This window comes from Polyangium jinanense, assembly GCF_028435265.1.
Lineage (GTDB): Bacteria > Myxococcota_A > Polyangia > Polyangiales > Polyangiaceae > Polyangium > Polyangium jinanense.
In genome coordinates this window covers 238,181-254,151 of sequence record NZ_JAGTJK010000009.1, presented here as the reverse complement: position 1 = coordinate 254,151, position 15,971 = coordinate 238,181, and the positions used below count along the sequence as shown (strand labels likewise).

The window sequence follows — 15,971 nt, the reverse complement described above, 5'->3', positions numbered from 1 at the left end:
CCAGTGGGGGGCACGAAATTGGGAAAGCGCTCGCGACCAACCGTTCTGATCGTCGATGACGACGACGAGATTCGTTATTCGATGCGCAACCTCCTGGTCGTATCGGACTTCGACGTCTTGCTCGCCGCCGACGGCGTCGAGGCCCTCAAGCTGCTCGAGCGCCAGCGCGTGGACGCGCTCGTCATCGATTTGATGATGCCGCGCCTCGACGGCGTGGGCGTCATTCGGGCCCTGCTCGGAAAACCGCCCGAGGAGCGGCCGAGCGTGATCATCGTCGTCTCGGCGCACGTCGAGCTCCGCCGTCGCATCATGGGCCTCGACGTCCGCCGCGTCTTCCCCAAGCCCTTCGACGCGCTCGCCCTGGTGAACGAGCTCTCGACAGCATTCACCCCGACGAACGGCGACTCGGCCAAGGACAAACCTTCCGAGCCGACCCTCGTCGCCGTCCCCCGCGGACACGAAGGGCGCCCGGTTTGACCCGGACGCCCCTCGATTTCCCGACACGTCCCGATTCGCTCAGCCGACCTCGTCCGAAGTGCCGATCCGTTTCCGGATCGTATCCTCGATCATTTCCCGGACAACCTGCCACAGCGCGTCCTGGTTCGGGCAGGCCGCGAGCGGCCCGAGCGGGATCTGGAATCCACCTTTGCCGCGCCGCCCGCCGCCGTAGGGCATCCCGAGCGGACCGATGCCGAACGCGTCACGCAGCCACGTCGCCGGATCCAAGGACGCGTCCGTCGTACGCAACGAGCCGTCGATCCACCCTTCGACCAAGCCGAACGTGATCGCCGTCTTGATCCCCTCGCGCCGGAGGAGGAAGTCGGCGGCTTGCCCGATCGCGTCTCGGTCCTGCGAGCGCACCTGCCCCACGCCCGCGAACACCCACGTCCCTTCCACCTGCATCGCCTCCAGCGCTCGCCGCATGATCCGCATCGAGCTCGACGGGATCGCGTACCGTGACAGCGCGCTGAGCACGTCCGTGTCCACGAGCTCGATGATGCTCGCGAGCGCCCGCAGGTCGTCGGCGCTCGCGTGGAGCAGATCGTCCGTGTCGCTCCGGATTCCGTAGGCCAGGGCGGTCGCGAGCCTCGTCGCGATCGTCCCGCTCTCCAGAACCCGCGTCGGCGCCTCGATCACGTACTCTGTGTAGATCGTGCTCGCCGCGCCCACGCCGAGCCGGATGTCCACGAAATCCGCGACGGGTTTTCCCTGAATGGCGTGATGATCCACGATGGACACGCAAGGCAGCCCTGCGCTCCTCGGCAGCTCGATCGAGTTCGCATCGACCAGGCTCAGCGCGCTGTACCGGTCGAGGTCTTCTGGCGCGGTCACGCGAACGAGTGGCAGATCGAGCAAGTTCACCATCGCCCGATTTTCCGCCCGGCTCACGAGCGGCAGATGGGCGATGTCGCACTCGATTCCCACGCTCGCGGCGAGCTTTTGATGGGCCCACGCGCTCGCCAGGCTGTCGGGGTCCGGGTATCCCCGGATGACCACGACGTGCCGGCCTTCGTGCTTTCGCAGCGCTTCGAGGAGCTGGCCGACGCGGCTCTCGGCACCGTCCACGCGCCGCGGCCCGCGCAAATCGGGAAGGTGGGGGCTGCTGCTACGGTCGGGTTCGATCCGCAACGCTTCTTGATGGTTCACCGTCTTGCCCTGGAGGTGCGGGCCTGATGCCGCACGGTCCGCCACCCACGAAAGCAAGCTACGCGCCCATCCCGCAGCCGGGCTATCCCGTACGAACGGAAATGAGCGTTTGCCCGAACCGCTTCAGAGCTTGAACATGGCCATGGCCGTTTCGCCGGGACGAACGGTCACGCTCTTCGACTTCGCAGCGCCACTCGAGGGCTTGCACGTCACCGAGTAGGTGCCGGCCTTGAGCGACAAACGGATCGACGACGACTTGCCCTTCGAGGCCCCGTTCACGGTGAACGAGCACGGACCCCCGACGGCCACGGCAACGAGCGTCCCGTTTGCCGCGGCGGGCGCGGGCGCGGGCGTCGCGGGGGACTTGCTCGTCGTCTCGGACGCGCCTGCGCCTGCTTTGGGCGCGGTGTCGTCTCCCCCCGAGGGAGGCGGCGTGGCGGCCGCGACGGCGGACGCGGAGGATGCCGGCGGCTCGGCGGGCGCGGCCGCGGAGGCGCTCTCTGCGGGAGCGGGCGCGGCCGAAGGAGCCGGCGTGCTCGCCGGCGTGGCGATGGCCGAGGGAGCGGGCGTGGCCGCGGGCGGCGGCGTGGGGACCGCGATGGGCCCGTTCTCCTGGGACTGGTTCGTCGTCGCGGCGGTTGGCTCGGCCGATTGCTTGCGCAGCAGCATGACCATGAGCACGACGATGCCGAGCAAGCCAACCGCGCAGAATGCGAGGAGCATGCGGATGACGCGTGAGTTATCCGGCGCGGGCGCGGGCACGGGTGCAGCAGCGAGCGCGGCGGCAGGTGCAGACGCAGGCGCGGCGACGGCCGCGGGAGCAGGCGCGGGCGCAGCGGCGGGCGCAGGAGCAGGCGCGGCAGCCGGCGCAGGCGCGGGCACAGCAGCAGCAGGCGGGGGCGCAGCCGCAGGCGCGGACGCAGCCGCAGGAGGAATGACGGGCCCGGAGAACACCTCCGTCATCGGCTCGTCCATCGGCGGCTGCGGGGCCGCAGACTGCAGCGCCGTCGCCATGTACCTTTGCAGCACCGGCGTCTCTTGGTTCGCCGAGCCCGGATGCACGCCCGTCTCGGCGTCATCGTCGGCGGGCAGGTGCGCGAAGGCGTGCGGCACGACGCCCCCGGCCATCGGCGGCGGGTTCGGCGCGGGGAGCCACGCGGGCGCGGAGGCCGGAGCCGACGGCGGCGGCGCGGGCGGCGGCACCGAACCGGTCGTCTTCCGCTCACGCGCGGAATGCGCGATCTGCCCGATCCGATCCACGAGCAGCCGGCCCTCGGGCGGCGAGAACGGCAAGAGCGCATGCGCGAACGCGTGCACGCTCCGGAAGCGCGCCTCCACGTCCTTCGCGAGTGCCCAGCCGAGCACCGTGTCGAGCTCCGCAGACACGTCGCCGCGCAGTTGCGACACGCGCATCGGCTCCTCGCGCGTGATCTGCAGCATCAGGTACGCGGCTTCGCCCTGGAACGGCGGACGACCTGCGAGCATCTCGTAGAGGATCGTCCCGAGCGACCACACGTCCGTGCGTGCGTCGACGTCCTTCGCCTTGCGCACGAGCTCCGGCGACGCGTACGGCGTCAGGCCGAACATCGCTGTCCCCGTGAGCTCGCCCGTCGCGTCCTGCGCGCCGCCGAGCAGCTTCGCCGTGCCGAAGTCCGTGATCTTGATCAGCGGCGCGCCGCCGGTCCGTTGCGTCACGAAGAGGTGCGACGGCTCGAGGTCTCGCACGACGATGCTGTTCGCGTGCGCCTCGGCCACGGCCTCGCAGGCTTGCAGCACGAACAGGATCGCGTCGTGCAGCGGCAGCGGGCCGGTCTTGCGGACGTAGCGCTCGAGGTCGGTGCCTTCGAGGTACTGCCGGACGAGGTAAAACGTCCCGTCGGCCTCGTTGCCGACGTCGATGATACGAGCGACGTGCTCGGAGGCGATCCTCGAGAGGGCGCGCGCCTCGCGGCGGAAGCGCTCGATCTCGCGCGCGTCGGCCTGGTGGGGCAGGAGCAGCTTGATGATGGCCCGCTGGTCGAACGCGGTGTGAAACGCGTCCATCGTGAGGCCATGTTTACGCCCGAGGATGGCGCGAACGCGGTACTTACCGCCGATCAGGGCGCCGGGATGGATGTCGTTGGCGGAGCGCATGACTCGTCGTTGTCGGCGAACCGGATCGCGCGCCCATTCTTGCATGACCTCGGCGGGAGGGGTAGGAGCGTGCGTCCGGGCGAGAGACGCCCGCGCTCCCCACCATGAAGCGCTACCGGCCCGGCCCCTACGACAACCTCCCCGACGTGCGAGATGGCTTGACCCGCAAGGAGCGCATCGTGCTCTGGGTCCTCCACCAGACGCAGGAAGAGCGCCGAGGCCGCAACGTGCCTACGGCCATGCTCTACGGCCGCGTCGTCGAGTACATCGACATGAGCGTCGAGGAGCTGCAGCGCATCCTCGCCCGCCTGGCCGCTCCGCAGGAAAATACCCGCGGCAAGCCCTGACAGGCTGTTGAGAAACGCCGCGAGCGCCCTGGAGCTAGGGAGGAGGACGCAGGAATACAGGCGTATTCCGAGGACGACGACCGACGATCCAGGGCGCGCAGCAAGTTTCTCAACAGCCTGCTGACGGCCGGACGCGCTCAGCCGGCCTTCGGGAGCGTGATCTTCGGCTCCTTCGGGTGACGCCGGTAGAGCAGGATCGTCCGGCCGAGCACCTGGACGAGCTCGGCGCGCACGGCGGGCGGGATCTTCTCGGCGAGGTCGCCGCGCTCGTCGGGGCACTCCGTCCCTACGCGCACCTTGACGAGCTCGTGCTGCTCGAGCGCGTCATTCACGGCGGCGACGATGCCGTCGGTCAGCCCGTGTTTGCCGAGCTGGACCACGGGATCCAGGTGATGGCCGAGCGCGCGCAGGTGGCGGCGCTGCTTTCCTGTCAGACTCATGCGGTCCTCTTTACTCGGCCAACGCGGTCGAGGGACGGCCGGCCTAGTCCCCCCGCCCCTCCACGTCAAGCGCGCCTGCGCTCCATTGCCGGATGCACCTGCCCCCTCCATGTTCCGCGCGTCCGCGCCGACGAGGCGCGAGAGGAGGGACGCGTGCAAGAGGAACGCGTGCAAGAAACGGAACGTATCACGTTCGTCCTCATCGCCGATGCGAGCCGAGCCCGCCTGTTCAAGCGGAGCGCCGAGGCGAACGCCGCGCTCGAGCTCGTCGAGCAGTTCGAGCACCCCGAAAGCCGCGCCATGGCCCGCGACCTCATGGCGGACAAACCCGGCCGTGCCTTCACCGGCGGCGGCCAGGTCGCTGGTCGCAGCGCCAAGGAGTACGCCACCGACCCGAAGGACGTCGAGGCCCAGAAGTTCGCGCGTAGCCTCGCCGACCGACTCGCCTCGCTGTACGACGCGCACGCCTTCCACGAGCTCGTCCTCGCCGCGCCGCCCAAGTTCCTCGGCCTCCTGCGCGGCACCCTGGCGGCGCACACGAACCACGTCGCCGAGGCCGTCGTCGCTTCCCACGAGAAGGACTACACGCAGCTCGACGTACGCACGATTGCCGAACGTATTGCCGCCTGAGATCCGGGCACGGAATCGTCGGGCGCCCCCCCGCGGGTGAGGGTATACCGGGGCCTTCCATGAGTGACGTGGCCCCGATTCCCAGTGCGTCGCGCATCGTGGACGAGACCTCCAGCGATGGGCCGAAGACTCTCCGCGCGGAGCTTCGCGAAATTGCGGCCCTCGGCGGACCCATCACGCTGAGCTTCGTCGCCAATCAGCTCCTCGGGTTCGTCGATACCGCCATGGTCGGCCGCCTCGGCGCCACGTCGCTCGCCGCCGTCGGCATCGGCAACGGCATCTTCTTCTCGATCACCGTGCTCTTCATGGGCCTCATCCTGGGCATGGATCCGCTCGTGTCCCAGGCCGAGGGCGCGGGCGATCGACACCGCGCCCGCGCCGTCCTCGGCCAGGCTGTGCGCCTCGGCTTCCTGCTGTCGGTCCCGTGCATGGCGCTCCTCGTCATCGCGGGCCTGCTCATTGGCCGCGCCGGCATCGACGCCGAAACCTCGCAGAGCGTCCTGCACTTCCTCCTCGGCCGCCTCCCCAACATCGTGCCTTTCCTCCTGATCACGGCGTGCCGCGTCTACCTCCAGGCCCGCGGCCTCACGCGCGCGCTCGTGTGGTCGGCCGTCTGGGCGAACGTCACGAACATCATCTTCAACATCCTCCTCATCTACGGCGACGACGGCCTCGTCGCCGTCGGCCTCCCGCGCGTCGGCTTGCCTGCGCTCGGCGTCCTCGGCTCGGGCCTCGCGTCGAGCCTCGCTTCGTTCGTCGCGTTCGGCGTCGTGTTCCGCGAGATCGTCCGGCGCGAGGGCGCGATCCGCGCCGAGGAGCTCCGCGTCGAGCGCGAGACCACGCGTACCATCGTCCGCGTCGGCTGGCCCATCGGCACGCACTTGCTCGCGGAGGTCGGCGCCTTCTCGATCGCGGGCATCTTCGCTGGCTGGATTGGCCCTCAGGCGGCTGCGGGCCATCAGGTCGCGCTCTCCCTCGCGAGCCTCTCGTTCACCATCGCGCTCGGCATGTCGAACGCGACCTCCGTCCTCGTCGGCCGCGCCGTCGGCCGCGGTGATTCCACGGGGGCTCGCCACGTCGGCCTCGTCGGCATCGTCGCGACGTCCGGCGTGATGGGCCTCTCCGCCCTCCTCTTCGCCGCGGCTCCTGCGTTCTGCGCGCGGATCCTTTCGGACAAACCCGACGTCATCGAGGCCGCGATTCCGCTCATCCGCATCGCGGCGATCTTCCAGCTCGCGGACGGCGCGCAGGCGGTCGCGGCGGGCGCGCTTCGGGGCACGGGGGACACGACGTCGGCGCGGAATGCGAACGTGGTCGGGTATTACGCGTTCGGCATTCCGCTCGCGCTCCTGCTCGGGTTCGCCGTCCGGATGGGCGCGGTGGGGATCTGGTGGGGGCTCACGGCGGCGCTCTTCGTCGTCGCGACGGCGCTCGTCGTCCGGTTCGCGCGGCTCACGCCGGCGCAAATGAAGCGCGTCTGAGGGGCCGACCTTGCGGTCTTCCAAGGGTGGCCCCAGAGGCGCGCTCTTCGGAGGCGTTCATGACGAGCCACCTTTCCAGAACCATCGTTCAAATCGCTCGCTTCATCGATTCGAGCCGCCACCTCGTGGCCTTCACGGGCGCCGGCATCAGCACCGACTCGGGCATTCCGGATTTTCGCGGCCCTGACGGAGTCTGGACCCGCCGCGACGCGGGCCTCCCTCCGCCGCGTTTTCGGGTCCCGCCGAGCGGCGTCGAGCCGAATGCCTCGCACCTCGCGCTCGTCACCTTGCAGGAGCTCGGCCTGCTCGCCTACCTCATCACGCAGAACACGGACAACCTCCACCGCCGCTCGGGCATCGACCCCGCGCGCCTGGCCGAGCTGCACGGCAATGGCGACCTCGTGCGTTGCCTCGCCTGCGACCGCCAGTTCACGCGGCGCGAGGTCGGCTGGGATCCGAGCCGGTTTGGCCCCGGCTATCGAACGTACGCGCCGGTGCGCGGCCAGCCGAAATGCCCCGGGTGCCAGGGCCGGCTCATTTCGTCGGTCGTCAATTTTGGCGATCCGGTCCCCACGCGTGAGCTCACCGAGGCCCGAAATCACGCCGAGGCTTGCGACCTCATGCTCGTCCTCGGCTCCTCGCTCGTGGTCAACCCCGCGGCGGCGCTCGTCGCGGTCGCGATCGAATCGGGCGCGCGCGTGATCCTCGTCAATCGCGGCGAGACCCCGTACGACCCCTACGTCGATCTGCGCGTCGAAGCCGGGATCGGCGATGTCCTGCCGCCTGCCGTCGAGCGGGTCAGCCGACGGAGGCGCCGCGTGCCTGCCTAGTGTTTGACACCATCCGAATGAGCCTTGCAGCGCCTGGGGAGCTCGGATACGCGTTGCGGATGCGGCCCGTCCTCCTCTCGATCGCCTACGCGCTCACGCTTGCCATTGCGTCTGCCTGTTCGAAAGGAAAACCCATGCCGCGTCCGAACGTGACGATCCCCTCCGCGATGCAGGGGCACCCGCTCGCCCGCGAGGCGCCGCCGGGGCATGCGTTCGTCTACGACTCGAGCGTCGTCTTCCACGAGAAGATCGGGCCGTCCGATCCCGAGTTCCGCGTCGTCGTCCTCGAGGCAACGCTCGAAGGAACGTACGTCAATGAGACCTACCGGGCGACGCGCCTGGGCCATGCGACGATGCAACCCGATGCCCAGGGCTGGGACATCTTGCCCATCGACGGCAAGCTCACGGTCACCGAAACATCGGTGCGCGTCGAGCTGGCTGGCGATGAAGCCAAGTGGAATGGTGAGTATTTGACGGCTGCCGAGGCGCAGCAGCGACAGTGGGCAAACGCGCCGAAAAATGAGGCCAAGGACGGGGGCACCGCGCCCCCGTCCCCGTGCCAGCGTTACAGCGATTGCACCTGCGCGCTCGACGCGGCGGCCACGCTGAAGGGCGGGGATAACCCCTTTCGCAAGGCCTGCGACGAGTCCAAGGGCTTACTCCTGCGCGCGCCGGACGATCCGAAGGTGTGCACCTACGGCCTCTCCGTGCATCGGGAGCTCGCGCCGAAGCTCGGTTATACCGTCCCGGCCGCTTGCGCCGAGTGACCGACCGCGTACTGCAGCAGCAACACGCCATTGCGGTACACCTTCGTCGACAAGAGCGTGAGGTTCACATGCGCGGGCAACCGCGAAACCAGCGGAATGCCTGCGCCGAGCAGCAGCGGGTTCAACTTGATCAAGAGCTCGTCGACGACGCCCTCGGCGAGCAGCATCCCTGCGAGCTCTCCGCCGCCGGCCAGATAGATGGGTTTCCCCTCTTCTGCCTTCAGCTTCCGGACGACACCGACGGCGTCCTCCGCGACGACCTTCACGCGCGGATTCGGGCTCTCCAGCGTCCGCGAAAACACGTACGTCTCCATCATCGGATACGGATCCGTGACCCCGAGCTTCAGCCCGATGTCGTATGTGCGGCGCCCCATCAGGACCACGCCGTAGCCCGCCCACGACGCGAGGTAATCGTCGACGTGCGGCCCTTCGTTGACGAAACAATCGAACGAATGGTCTTCGCGCGCGATGAAGCCGTCGACCGTGACGGCGACGTGATACACGACTTTTCTCATACCGATCTCCAGACACACGCCGGCCCAACCTGCCGGCGTCTGAACAGGCAGCAACCACGGTTTCGGAATCCGCCACGAGCAGACGACCGGCGCTCGACTTCCACCCATCCCATCCACGATGGACGGACGGGGAGGAACAGCGGTGTTCGCAATGGCGGGGGCTCGTGCTCAGCGCGTGGAGATCATAGACGACGCTTCGTCAGCGTCGCGGCGACCTTACCCACCCCCCGCGGGCCTTGCAAGAGAATTCTTTATCTCCCCGTACGGTTCGTCCCGACAGCATCATTTCGTCATCCGATTGTTTGTGGACAAAACGTTTCGTCGATGCCACCCTCCCCGGTCATGGCCCGCCTGCTCCTCGTTTCGAACCGTCTGCCCGTCACCGTGAAGGTCGAGCATGGCGAGGTCCTCGTCACCCGCAGCGCGGGAGGCCTCGCGACCGGCATGAAGGGGCCTCACGAGCGCTCCGGGGGCCTCTGGCTCGGCTATCCCGGCGACGTCTCGCGCCTCCAGCCCGATCAGCGCGCCGCCCTCGAAGCGCGCCTGGAAGAGCTCCGCTACGTCCCGCTCCACCTCTCGCCGGGCGAGGTCTCCAGGTTTTACGAGGGATTCTCCAATGGCGTCCTCTGGCCGCTCTTCCATTACATGCTCGATCGTGTCCCGCTCGGCGGCGAGCGCGACTGGGAGAGCTACCGCCGCGTGAACGAGCGATTCGCCGACCTCGTCGCCGCCCACCACCGCGAAGGCGACATCGTCTGGGTCCACGACTATCAGCTCATGCTCGTCCCCGGCCTCCTGCGAAAGAAAATCCCGAACGCGCGGATCGGTTTTTTCCTCCACATCCCTTTTCCCTCTTCAGAAGTCTTCCGCATCCTCCCCTGGCGCACGCAGCTCCTCGAAGGCCTGCTCGGCGCCGATCTCATCGGGTTTCACACACTCTCGTATCTGCGCCATTTCGCGTCCGCGCTCCTCCTCGTGAACGGCCTCGAAGCCAACGTCGATCGAGTCTTCACCGAGGGCCGAGAGGTCCGGCTCGGCGCCTTTCCCATGGGCATCGACGCCGCCGCGCTCTCCACCCTCGCCGGCTCGCCCGAGGTCGCCGCCGAGGCGCAGGCCTTCCGCCAGCCGGGCCAGCGCATTCTGCTCGGCATCGACCGCCTCGATTACACGAAAGGCATCCCGCGCCGCCTCCTTGCCCTCGAGCGCCTCCTCGAACGCGAGCCCTCCTTGCGCGGCAAGGTCCGCCTCGTCCAGGTCACCGTCCCCTCGCGCACGAACGTCGAGGCCTATCAGGGCTTCCGCAGCCGGGTCGACGAGCTCGTGGGCCGCATCAACGGCGCCTACGCCACGGTCCATTCGGTGCCCATTCACTCCATGTATCGCTCCTTCAACGAACGCCAGCTCGCCTCGCTTTATCGCGCGGCCGACGTCATGCTCGTCACGCCCTTGCGCGACGGCATGAATCTCGTCGCCAAGGAGTTCGTCGCGTCCCGCACCGACGAGGACGGCGTCCTCGTCCTCAGCGAGCTTGCCGGCGCCGCCTCCGAGCTCGCCGACGCCTTGCTCGTCAATCCGTACGACATCGGCGGCGTCGCGGCCGCCCTCAAGCGCGCCCTCACCATGCCCGAAAACGAGCGGCGCCAGCGCATGCAAAACCTCCGGCAGCACGTCCTCGAGCACGACGTCCACGGCTGGGCACAGAGCTTCCTCTCCACGCTCGAAGAGCAATCCGAGGCATCTCATGGACGCGCCCTCGGCGCGACCACGTCCGCGGCCCTCGAAGTCCTCACGACCGAGCTCCGCCAAGCGCCGCGCCTCACCTTGCTCCTCGATTACGACGGCACCCTCGTCCGATTCGCCCGCGCTCCCGACCAAGCCGCGCCCGATCCGGACCTCCGGCACCTGCTCACGGCCCTCGCGCGACGCCCCGGCACGCGCGTGCACGTCGTCAGCGGCCGGTCGCGCGACGCCCTCGAACGCTGGCTCGGCGACCTGCCCATTTCGCTCGCAGCCGAGCACGGCTTCTGGACGCGCGACGCAGAGGCGCGGGAATGGCGGGCCCGCAAGAACATCCCTTCCGATTGGAATGCGAAATTCCTGCCCTTGCTCCGCCAGTTCGTCGCCCGCACCCCGGGCGCATTGCTCGAAGAAAAGAACGCCTCCCTGACCTTCCATTACCGCATGGCCGACCCTGAGTTCGGCGTGCTCCAGGCCAAGGACCTACGACTCCACCTCGGCGATCTGCTCAAGAACACGCCCGTCGAGATCCTCCCCGGCGACAAGACCGTCGAAATCCGCCCCATGGGCGCGGGGAGCGGCGCGCTCGTCGCCTCCTTGCTCGAACGCGCTCCCCCCGGCGCCCGCCTCGTCGCGCTCGGCGACGACCTCGTCGACGAGGAAATGTTCGCCGCGCTCCCCGCGCCGCACGTCGCCATGCACGTCGGCCCGCGCCCGAGCCGCGCTCCCTACCGTTTGTCCGGGCCCGCGGCCGCTCGCGCCTTCCTCCAGGCCATTGCCGCGGACTAACAGGCTGTTAGCCGCGCGGGCACTTCCGCATCACCCTCTCGGGTGGTGCGAGTCCGGCGGGAATCAACCCGTGCGCGTCGAGCGATCGCACGATTCGTGTCGTCCCCGAAATCCCCTCGCCCCGCGCCGCCTCGATCCGCGCCGCCGCCTGATGCCACGCGGGCACGTACCTCAAGGCCGGCGGCAAATGCCTCGTCCCGTGCAGCGCGCCGAGGGCGAGCTCGTACGCGCGTTTTGCTTCCGCGTCCCAGGGCAAACCCACCGCGCTCCGCCACCGCTCCGGCAAGAGCCCCGCGCAAAGCCTCGCGGCCCCGCGCATGTAGGGCGGCCCAAACAGCACCCGCAGGATATCTCGCGCCATATCCCCGAGCTCGAGCTCTCCCTCCACCATCCCCTCGAAATACCGGTCGAAGCTCTCCCAGTCCGGCGGCAATTGCTCCGGGTGCAAACCCACCGCGGCGCCCCAGCGCTTCGACTCCTCGTAAAACTGCGCCCGCTCATTCCGATCGAGCGGCTCGATGGCCGCCTCGTACGTGGTGATCGCCCCTTGCACCAGCGTCGCGAACACCCATTGCATGGCGGCCGGATCGTTCGCGCGATACCGCTGCCCTGCCCTTCCTTCGCTCGAACGCGCGGAGATCCTCCCGCGAACGCGCTCGTGGAGCTGGAAGATCCGCCCCCCCACCTCGAGTGACATCGAAACGTCCCCGAAAACGAGCGCATGCGTCGCGTACACCGTCCGCCGCGTCCTCGCCATCAGCTTCGTTTGATAATCGCTGAACCGCCCCACGCCCTCGGCCACCTCGGGCAGGAGCACCTCCAGAACGACCGCCGGCGGAATGGCGGCCAGCATCGCCCATTCCCGCCAGATTCGCCGCACCATCCCGTCCTGCGCGAAGAGCCCCTCCACCGGGCCCTCCGCATGCTCACGCGCGTACGCGAGGCAACGCTCCTTCCGCTGTCTGTCCTGCTCGAAAGCCTTCGTGGAAAGGGGAGAGACGTCTGGGGCCATTGCATCAACGTATCACGGAGGCCGCTCCCTCCGCAGCCTCCCTGCGCGCTCGATCCCGACCCCCGCGATCACACCGGCCGCGTAATAAATGAGGTCCATCGCATGGAATCCATGTCCAAGCGCGAGCCCACCGAGCCGCGTCGCGCGGATCGCATCGATCCACGGCGCGTGATAGAGCTGACTGGCTTCGATTGCGTAACAAAAGATCAGCGCGGCGGTTGACGCTTGCGCGGTCCCGGACGCAGGAGCGACGAGCCCCACGAGCCAGAAGCTCATCGTGGCATAAAGCGCGTCCCCCGCGCCCTTCGAGAGCCACGCGGGCAGCCCCGGGATGTTCCGCGAAAGCAAGCCGAGCCCGATCGTCACGAGCACGAGCGCCGCGGAAAGCCCACGCGAACGACGGCACTCGGTTCTTCTCGACGAATGCTCGGCCATCAAAGGCAATGCCGCTTGTACTTCTTTCGACCGGACGCATCGATGAAAAAAGGCGGATCGCAGCCATCCCTCGGCGCGGCCGTCTTCACGCGCGTCGTCGTCGAGCGCGGCGGCGCGGTCACGCTGGGTGAAAGGGTGGGCGCCGCCGATACGACGCTCGTGGCGGAAGGCGCCGGCGTGGGCGTTGCGGAAGGCGCGCTCGGGACCACGGATTCGGGCGCGGTGAGGCTCGCCGCCATCGAAGGCGCGCCCTGCGCAGACGCCGCGCTCTCGGGGCTCCCCCGCAGCAGAACGACGATCAGCGCCACCACGAGTATCCCGACGAGCCCGACGAGCCCGAGCACCACGGGCGTCACGCGTCGCTCGGGCGTATTCGCCGGCGCCGCATTCTGCGACTCCGTGTTCGCCACCGAAACCGCCGTCACCGCCGCTACCGGCGCCGGCGGCACGGGCGTGTCGAGCAGCGTCACCTCCTCGCGGCTAGGCACCAACTTCGCCGGCTCCTTCGCGAGCGGGGGCAACGACGTGCGGCGCTCCTCGCTCTCGATCGCCTGAATCAATCGCGCCCGCTCGGCGAGCATCTCCCCCGCCATCTCCTCGACCCACGCGCCGATCTCCGACGGCGTCGCCAGCGGCCCGCACGCCTCGAGCGCCATCGCCATTTCGAGCGCCGTGGCGTATCGCGCGTCCGCGTCCCGTCGCAGCGCGCGCAGCGTGACCTCGTCGAAACACGTCGGCAGATCGGCCACGCGTTTGCTCGGCGCCTCGACCTCGGCTTCGAGCAGGCGCACGAGCGCGAGATCCTCCGACGCCCCCGCATACAGCCGCCGGCACGTGAGCGTCTCCCACAGCACGACGCCCGCCGCATACACATCCGCCCGCCGATCGAGCACCTCGCCGCGGAGCTGCTCGGGCGACATGTACGCGAGTTTGCCCTTGATCGTATGGTCGCTCGTCACGTGCGCCCGCCCGGCCGCGCGCGCAATGCCGAAGTCGAGCACGCGCGAAACGCCGTCCGCGCCGACGAGCACGTTCTGCGGCGACACATCACGATGCACCACGCCGAGCGGCTCGCCCCGCGCGTCCTTGGCCTCGTGCGCCGCGTGCAACCCTCGCAGCGCGTTCGACAGCACCGCGGCCACGATGCGCGGCGGGATCTTTTGCTTGCGCTTGCTCGCCGCACTGATGAGCCGCGACAAGGGCTCGCCGTGCACGTACTCCATCACCAGGAAGACCTCGCCTTCCTGCGACACCACGTCGAGCGTGCCTACCACGTTTGGATGCCGGATCCGCGCTGCGATCCGCGCCTCGTCCGTGAACATCGCGACGACCTCGGCGATCCGCGCGTGCCATGGATGGAGGCGCTTGATCGCCACCGTCCGCAAAAATCCCTCGTCTCCGATGAGCCGCCCGAGATGCACCGTGGCCATGCCACCCGCGGCGATCTCGTCGTACACGCGGTAGCGGCCCAGAATGAGCGCCCGGGGCGAGCCGCGTTCGGCTTCCATGAAGCCCCGAGATTACCCCTTGTGCCGCGCCTTGATGAGCTGAAAGTAGCGCCGCGCAATCCCCGACGCCGCCGCGGCCGCGCCCACGTTGCCGCCGTGCGCCGCGAGCACCCGCTGTACGTAGCGTCGCTCGAATTCCTCCACCACGCGCTCGCGTGCCCGCGGCAAAGGCAGGTCGAGCGCGAGGATCTCCTCGATGAAACCCGCCCCCGACGCGGGCCTCGGCGGCGAGCTCGGCCGCGGCACGCCGGGCGCGCGCGGCGGGTTCGGACGCAGCGTCGCGATGGGCGCGAGCTCGCCGAGCGCCACGCGACGCGCGACCGCGTTGTAGAGCTCGCGCACGTTGCCCGGCCACGCGTAGTCCGCGATCCGCCGCGCGAAATCAGGAGGAAACGGCATGTCCTTGCCCGCGAGCTGCCGCCAGAAATGTTGCGCGAGCACGAGCACGTCGCCCGTTCGCCTTCGCAGCGGCGGCAGCTCGATCCGCGCCACCGCGAGCCGGTAGAACAGATCGTCGCGAAACCTCCCCGCCTGGATCTCGTGATCGAGATCGCGCCGCGTCGCTGCCAGGATCCGCACGTCCACGCGGATCCATCGGTTCGATCCCACGCGCTGCACCTCCGAGCGCTCGAGCGCGCGGAGCAGCTTCGCTTGCAGCGGCAGCTCGAGATCACCGATCTCGTCGAGCAAGAGCGTGCCGCCGTGCGCCTCCTCGAACACGCCCTTGCGTGACTCGGTCGCGCCCGTGAACGCCCCGCGCTCGTGCCCGAAGAGCGCGGACTCGACGAGGTTTGGCGGCACGGCCGTGCAATCGAAGACCACGAACGGCCCCTGCTTGCGCGGCCCGAGCTCGTGCAGCGACTCGGCCAGAACCTCCTTGCCCGTGCCCGTCTCGCCCTCGATGAGCACGGGCACGTTCGCGCTCGCGAGCCTTTCGCAGAGCGGATAAAGCGCGCGCATCTCGGGGCTCGCGCCGACCATCGCGCCGAACCGCACGGCCGAAGGGATCTCCGCGGGCGCCTGATCCGCGAGCCTGTCGATGCGGATCTGCGTCTCGCCCACCGTGACGACCTCGCCGCCCGCGAGCAGCGCGCCTTGCACGGCCACGCCTTGCACCGACGTACCGTTCGTCGAGTCGAGATCCGTCACGCGCAGCTTGCCGCGCAGGATCTCGAAGGCCGCGTGCCTGCGCGAGACCAGCCGATCGTCGATGCGCAGATCGCACATCGGACTCTGCCCGACGAGCACGCGCGATGGGTGACCGGGCGCGATCGTGAACGTCTGTCCGCGGCTCGCGCCGGCGACGACCACGAGCGAGAACCCGGGCGCGGCCGCGCGATCGGGCCTGCGCACGAGCTCCGTCTCCACCTTGTCGTCGAACTCGTCCTCGTCCTCGCGCCCGCTCATGCGCCGCCATCTGAGCACGCACGCCCGCGGACGTCACGGGCCCGCGCGCCCCCCGCTTTTCGCCGGAGAGTCGCGGCTCCATGCGTTCGTGCATGAACCTCGAGATCGCGGACGAAGAAGCACGGGAGCTCAGGATCGCGCTCGACATCCGGCTGCGGGAGATGCGCAACGAGCTCGTCCACACGGACGACCACGCGTACCGGGCCGACTTGCGAAGGTCGCTCGAACGGCTGGAGAAGATCGCGCAGAAGGTCGGAGGAAGCGGGCCTGGCTGAACCGCGCCCGCGCGGCGT

16 protein-coding genes are annotated in these 15,971 nt (G+C 69.1%); 8 read left to right on the top strand and 8 right to left on the bottom strand.

The features are described from left to right. Nucleotides 1-3 precede the first annotated feature (3 nt). Nucleotides 4-477: a response regulator gene (locus KEG38_RS20190; protein WP_272421359.1), complete on the top strand. Its 474-nt coding sequence runs from the start codon at nt 4-6 to the stop codon at nt 475-477. Between the two features lie 39 nt (nt 478-516). Here the strand turns inward: KEG38_RS20190 and KEG38_RS20185 are convergent, their stop codons facing one another. Beyond that, on the bottom strand, nt 517-1,647 hold the full coding sequence (locus KEG38_RS20185; protein WP_272421358.1) for a DHH family phosphoesterase: 1,131 nt from the start codon (nt 1,645-1,647) through the stop codon (nt 517-519). Nucleotides 1,648-1,770: 123 nt separating this feature from the next. After that, nucleotides 1,771-3,780, bottom strand: a complete 2,010-nt coding sequence (locus tag KEG38_RS20180; protein ID WP_272421357.1) for a serine/threonine protein kinase — start codon at nt 3,778-3,780, stop codon at nt 1,771-1,773. Between the two features lie 104 nt (nt 3,781-3,884). Here KEG38_RS20180 and KEG38_RS20175 point away from each other — a divergent pair, with 104 nt between their 5' ends. Beyond that, nucleotides 3,885-4,127, top strand: a complete 243-nt coding sequence (locus KEG38_RS20175) for a hypothetical protein (RefSeq protein WP_272421356.1) — start codon at nt 3,885-3,887, stop codon at nt 4,125-4,127. A gap of 137 nt (nt 4,128-4,264) precedes the next feature. On the opposite strand, the gene yhbY is transcribed toward KEG38_RS20175, so the two are convergent. Next, nucleotides 4,265-4,567, bottom strand: coding sequence for a ribosome assembly RNA-binding protein YhbY (yhbY, locus tag KEG38_RS20170; RefSeq protein WP_272421355.1), 303 nt, complete (start codon nt 4,565-4,567; stop codon nt 4,265-4,267). Nucleotides 4,568-4,720: 153 nt separating this feature from the next. On the opposite strand from yhbY, the gene KEG38_RS20165 reads away from it, so the two are divergent. The 4 genes from KEG38_RS20165 to KEG38_RS20150 are packed head-to-tail and all read left to right on the top strand — an operon-like array spanning nt 4,721 to nt 8,275. Then, the gene (locus KEG38_RS20165) at nt 4,721-5,197 is read left to right on the top strand and encodes a host attachment protein (RefSeq protein ID WP_272421354.1); all 477 of its coding nucleotides are present in this window, start codon (nt 4,721-4,723) and stop codon (nt 5,195-5,197) included. 59 nt (nt 5,198-5,256) lie between these two features. After that, nucleotides 5,257-6,678 (top strand): MATE family efflux transporter, encoded by a 1,422-nt coding sequence (locus KEG38_RS20160; RefSeq protein ID WP_272421353.1) that lies wholly within the window; start codon nt 5,257-5,259, stop codon nt 6,676-6,678. A 59-nt stretch (nt 6,679-6,737) separates the two neighbouring features. Next, nucleotides 6,738-7,508 carry an SIR2 family NAD-dependent protein deacylase gene (locus KEG38_RS20155; RefSeq protein ID WP_272421352.1) on the top strand — a complete coding sequence of 257 codons (771 nt, stop codon included), beginning with the start codon at nt 6,738-6,740 and terminating at the stop codon, nt 7,506-7,508. A gap of 59 nt (nt 7,509-7,567) precedes the next feature. Continuing rightward, nucleotides 7,568-8,275 (top strand): hypothetical protein, encoded by a 708-nt coding sequence (locus KEG38_RS20150; protein WP_272421351.1) that lies wholly within the window; start codon nt 7,568-7,570, stop codon nt 8,273-8,275. Here KEG38_RS20150 and KEG38_RS20145 read toward each other — a convergent pair. Beyond that, nucleotides 8,245-8,790, bottom strand: a complete 546-nt coding sequence (locus KEG38_RS20145) for a dihydrofolate reductase family protein (protein WP_272421350.1) — start codon at nt 8,788-8,790, stop codon at nt 8,245-8,247. The genes KEG38_RS20150 and KEG38_RS20145 overlap by 31 nt on opposite strands. A 342-nt stretch (nt 8,791-9,132) precedes the next feature. On the opposite strand from KEG38_RS20145, the gene KEG38_RS20140 reads away from it, so the two are divergent. Further along, entirely contained in the window at nt 9,133-11,316 is a 2,184-nt protein-coding gene (locus KEG38_RS20140) for a bifunctional alpha,alpha-trehalose-phosphate synthase (UDP-forming)/trehalose-phosphatase (protein WP_272421349.1), read from the top strand. A 7-nt stretch (nt 11,317-11,323) separates the two neighbouring features. On the opposite strand, the gene KEG38_RS20135 is transcribed toward KEG38_RS20140, so the two are convergent. The 4 genes from KEG38_RS20135 to KEG38_RS20120 are packed head-to-tail and all read right to left on the bottom strand — an operon-like array spanning nt 11,324 to nt 15,678. Then, complete coding sequence (locus tag KEG38_RS20135; RefSeq protein ID WP_272421348.1) at nt 11,324-12,328, bottom strand: oxygenase MpaB family protein; 1,005 nt, start codon at nt 12,326-12,328, stop codon at nt 11,324-11,326. Nucleotides 12,329-12,340: 12 nt separating this feature from the next. Continuing rightward, on the bottom strand, nt 12,341-12,763 hold the full coding sequence (locus KEG38_RS20130; protein WP_272421347.1) for a ribosomal maturation YjgA family protein: 423 nt from the start codon (nt 12,761-12,763) through the stop codon (nt 12,341-12,343). Next, a complete protein-coding gene (locus KEG38_RS20125) occupies nt 12,763-14,271 on the bottom strand; it encodes a serine/threonine protein kinase (protein ID WP_272421346.1) in 1,509 nt (502 codons plus the stop codon). Before KEG38_RS20125 ends, KEG38_RS20130 begins: the two co-directional genes overlap by 1 nt. A 12-nt stretch (nt 14,272-14,283) precedes the next feature. Further along, nucleotides 14,284-15,678 (bottom strand): FHA and sigma-54 interaction domain-containing protein, encoded by a 1,395-nt coding sequence (locus KEG38_RS20120; protein WP_272421345.1) that lies wholly within the window; start codon nt 15,676-15,678, stop codon nt 14,284-14,286. A gap of 92 nt (nt 15,679-15,770) precedes the next feature. Here KEG38_RS20120 and KEG38_RS20115 point away from each other — a divergent pair, with 92 nt between their 5' ends. After that, entirely contained in the window at nt 15,771-15,953 is a 183-nt protein-coding gene (locus KEG38_RS20115) for a hypothetical protein (RefSeq protein ID WP_272421343.1), read from the top strand. Nucleotides 15,954-15,971: the final 18 nt, after the last annotated feature.